Raw genomic sequence first — 4,079 nt, 5'->3', positions numbered from 1 at the left:
CGCTAGCCATCGCACCCACAGTGCTTCCGACGCTCACGGTGCTGGTCGCGCCGCTCCTCAACAACCGTCAGTTCGATTCAGTAAACAGGCGTATTGACGTCTTCACGGAGAAGGAGTCGACGCCGTGGCGCTCGTTTTGAGAGTTCCCTCAAACCCCGCCACTACCTGACTCAGTGACCACCGCCCCGCCGCCAACCGCCACACTCTCTGCCGAAGAAGAGCTCCACTGGCTAGCCCTCAAAATGGTGCCGGGCCTCGGCACAAAGCGCACTCTCACGCTGATCGACACCTTCCGTTCCGCCGAAGCCATCTTCCGCGCATCGCGCTCGGAACTCGAGGAAGCCGGCCTGCCCGGGTCCATCGCGCAAACCATCTCCAGCGGCTGCACTTTTGACGATGCCATCGAGCAGCAGGGCAAAGCGCGCGCGTCCGGCACCCAGCTCGTCACCATCAACGATGCCGCCTACCCGTCCACGCTCCGCGATATCTACGATCCGCCTCCGATGCTTTTCGTCCGCGGCAATCCCGCCCTGCTTCAGCAAGTCCTGTTCTCCGTCGTCGGCACGCGCCATCCAACTCCCTACGGCCTCGCCGCCACCGAGCGCCTGTCGTCCGATCTCGCCGCTGCCGGCCTCGTCATCATGAGCGGCATGGCGCGCGGTGTCGATACTGCGGCCCACAAAGGCGCACTCGCCGTCCAAGCGCCCACCGTCGCCATCCTCGGCTGCGGCGTCGATGTCGTCTATCCCACCGAGAACCGCAAACTCGCCGAACAGATCGTGGCTGCCGGCTTACTCGTTTCGGAGTTCCCCATGGGCTCCGTCGCCTTCCCGCAAAATTTCCCCATCCGCAATCGCATCGTCAGCGGCGCCAGCGTCGGGCTGCTCGTCGTCGAAGGCGCGCAATACTCCGGCTCGGCCATCACCGCGCGCCTCGCTCTCGATCAGGGCCGCGAAGTCTTCGCCGTCCCCGGCAACATCACGTCCAAAATGAGCTGGGGTCCCAACCTCCTGATCAAGCAAGGCGCCAAGCTGGTTCAAGACTGGAACGACGTCATCGTCGACCTCCCGCCCGCCGTGCGCCGCAGGCTGATCGAAGGCGGCAAGCAGCGCTTACTCGACATCAACGGCGGCGAGAATACCGCACCCGCAACCGCTCCCGCAGGCGTCGGCCCGGAGAACGAAATCAGCCGCCGCGCCCTCTCCGAACTGCGCGTCGACACGCCCATCCATCTCGACGATCTAATCGAAAAAATGGATCGCTGCAGTCCCAGTGAGGTCATCGCCGCACTCTTCGAACTCGAAATGCTCGGTCTTGCCAAACAGCTGCCCGGACGAAATTACGTTAAGATTTGGTAACCCGTTGCCAATCCCGCGCCCCGTCTTCGAACAGGATTCACCCTACTTCCGCCGTGTTTTCAGCAGCTTGCCCGGCGTGCTGAACCCAAAAGCGGGCCACCCGCATCGAACTTGGTGAGCCGCACCGCCACTTATCCACAGCGAGATTTCCTCGCAAACAGGATTTTCTCCAACGAGTGTGGTAGCCCTATAAAGGTTGCATGCAATCCGGAACGGAACCTCCCGGATTGTCGTTTGCAGTTTGTAAGGTAACGGATAAAGAAAGCTGTCATGGCAAAATCGCTGGTTATCGTGGAATCGCCCGCTAAGGCGAAAACGATCGGTAAATATCTCGGAAATCAATACATAGTCAAGGCCTCGATTGGACACATCAAAGACCTCCCGAAGAAGAATCTTTCGGTTGATGTCGACAACGGTTTCCAGCCTCACTACGAAGTCATCGAGGGCAAGAAGAAGCTCATCGCGGAGCTGAAGAGCGCGGCCAAAAAAGTGGACTTCGTCTACCTCGCGGCCGATCCGGATCGCGAAGGCGAGGCCATCTGTTATCACCTGCAGGAAGAGCTTGACGGCCAAAAGAACGGGCCTCGCATCTTCCGCGTGATGTTCAACGAGATCACGAAGAGCTCCATTCAGAAGGCGTTCGAAAAGCCGCTGATGGTCAACGTGAATAAGGTTGAAGCGCAGCAGGCCCGCCGTGTGCTCGATCGCCTGGTCGGATACAAGATCTCTCCACTGCTCTGGGACAAAGTGCGCCGCGGGCTTTCCGCCGGACGCGTGCAGACCGTCGCCGTCCGCGTCATCGTCGAGCGCGAACGCGAAATCAAGGCGTTCGTCAAAAACGAATACTGGACACTCGACGCCGCGCTGGCCGCCAAAAAACCGCCGCTCTTCGACGCGCGCCTCTTCAAAAAGGACAACGAGAACGTCGCCATCGGATCGCAGGAAGCCTCCGATACGATCCTCGCCGATCTCGATGGTGTCGAGTACACCGTAAAGTCGGTCGGCACGCGTGAGAAGCGGCGCAATCCCGTCGCGCCGTTCATCACGTCAACCCTGCAACAGGACTCCGTCCGCAAGCTCCGCTTCAGCGTCAAGCGCACCATGGGTCTCGCGCAGCGTCTCTATGAAGGCGTGGAGCTCGGCAAAGAAGGCGCTGTCGGTCTCATCACCTACATGCGTACCGATTCGACGCGCGTTTCACCCGACGCGCAAACCGAAGCGCGCGATTACGTCAAAGAAAAGTTCGGCCCCGAGTACGTGCCGGCATCCCCGAACGTGTATAAGTCGAAAAAGGACGCGCAGGACGCTCACGAAGCCATTCGCCCCACCGCCGTCGCTCGAACGCCCGAGTCCCTCGAGGGCGTACTTGCCGAAGATGAGCTCAAACTCTACCGCCTGATCTGGATGCGCTTCGTCGCGTCGCAGATGACGCCCGCCGTCTTCGACCAGACCACCATCGACATCACGGTTATAGGCAAGACCGGCGCCGAGTATCTGTTCCGCGCCACCGGCTCCGTGCCTAAGTTCGATGGCTTCCTTCGCGTCTACGAAGAAGGCAAAGATCAGCGCGATGAAGAGGACGAGGAACTCAAACACAAGCTCCCCGCCGTCACTGAAGGCGAGAAGCTTCGTCTTCGCGCTCTCAAGCCCGAACAGCACTTTACCGAACCGCCGCCGCGCTACACCGAAGCCACACTCGTCAAGAAACTCGAATCCGACGGCGTGGGCCGCCCTTCCACTTACGCCTCGATTCTTTCGACCATCCAGGAACGCGAGTACGTCACCAAGGAAGGCGGTAAGTTCAAGCCCACCGAACTGGGCATGGTAGTTACCGACTTACTGCTCGAAAGCTTCAACGACATCTTCGAGGTAAAGTACACCGCGCGGATGGAAGAAGAGCTCGATGAAATCGAAGATGGCAAACTCGACTGGCGCGAAGCCATGACCGAGTTTTACGATCGCTTCACCCGCGATCTGACTCATGCCGAAGAGCACATGACCGACATCAAGCGCATGGAGCGTCCCACCGACCTCATCTGCGAAAAATGCGGCAAGCCTCTCGTGATCAAGTGGGGCAAGCACGGCAGTTTCATCGCCTGCACCGGGTATCCCGAATGCACCTACACCCGCGAGTTGACTGTCGATCTTCCCGATGTCGAAGGCGCCGATCTAACCGAGCAGGACGCGGAAGAGTACTGCGAGAACTGCGGGCGCACCATGGTCCTGAAGAAGGGACGCTTCGGCACCTTCTACGCCTGCACCGGATATCCGGACTGCAAGACAACCAAGCCCATCGGCGGAACACAGAAGAAACCCGATCAGGCGCTCGACGAAAAATGCCCGCAATGCGGCAATCACCTCGTGTTGAAGCACGGCCGCTTCGGCGAGTTCACCGCCTGCAGCGACTACCCGACCTGTAAGTACGTAAAGCAGAAAACCATCGGAGTCAAATGCCCGGATTGTTCGGAAGGCGATATCTCCGAACGCCGCTCCAAGCGAGGGAAGACCTTCTACGGCTGCACCCGCTACCCCGACTGTAGCTTCGTCGCCTGGGCTAAGCCGGTGGATGAAAAGTGTCCGGAATGCGGCAGCCCCTACATGGTCGAAAAGTATCTAAAGGCCGGCCCGGTACTCCAGTGCCCCAACAACGAATGTAAGTTCAAACGCGAACTTGAACCGTTGCCCGTCTCCGCCTAACTCGGTTCACAACCACGGGTGTAA

General features: G+C 59.6%; 2 protein-coding genes. Both read left to right on the top strand.

The genetic code is table 11. The annotated features are described in order from the left end of the window. Nucleotides 1-173: 173 nt before the first annotated feature. Nucleotides 174-1,358 carry a DNA-processing protein DprA gene (gene dprA, locus H1Y01_RS04665; RefSeq protein WP_219341264.1) on the top strand — a complete coding sequence of 395 codons (1,185 nt, stop codon included), beginning with the start codon at nt 174-176 and terminating at the stop codon, nt 1,356-1,358. A 270-nt stretch (nt 1,359-1,628) separates the two neighbouring features. Continuing rightward, nucleotides 1,629-4,055 carry a type I DNA topoisomerase gene (gene topA, locus H1Y01_RS04660; RefSeq protein ID WP_180539108.1) on the top strand — a complete coding sequence of 809 codons (2,427 nt, stop codon included), beginning with the start codon at nt 1,629-1,631 and terminating at the stop codon, nt 4,053-4,055. Nucleotides 4,056-4,079 lie beyond the last annotated feature (24 nt).

It is taken from the genome of Nevskia soli, assembly GCF_903970205.1.
Lineage (GTDB): Bacteria > Acidobacteriota > Terriglobia > Bryobacterales > Bryobacteraceae > Bog-113.
This window is presented reverse-complemented; position numbering and strand designations above follow the sequence as displayed.

Coding starts and splice junctions, on each gene's coding strand:
- topA (WP_180539108.1), top strand. CDS start 1,629: ATGGCAAAATCGCTGGTTATCGTGGAATCGCCCGCTAAGGCGAAAACG.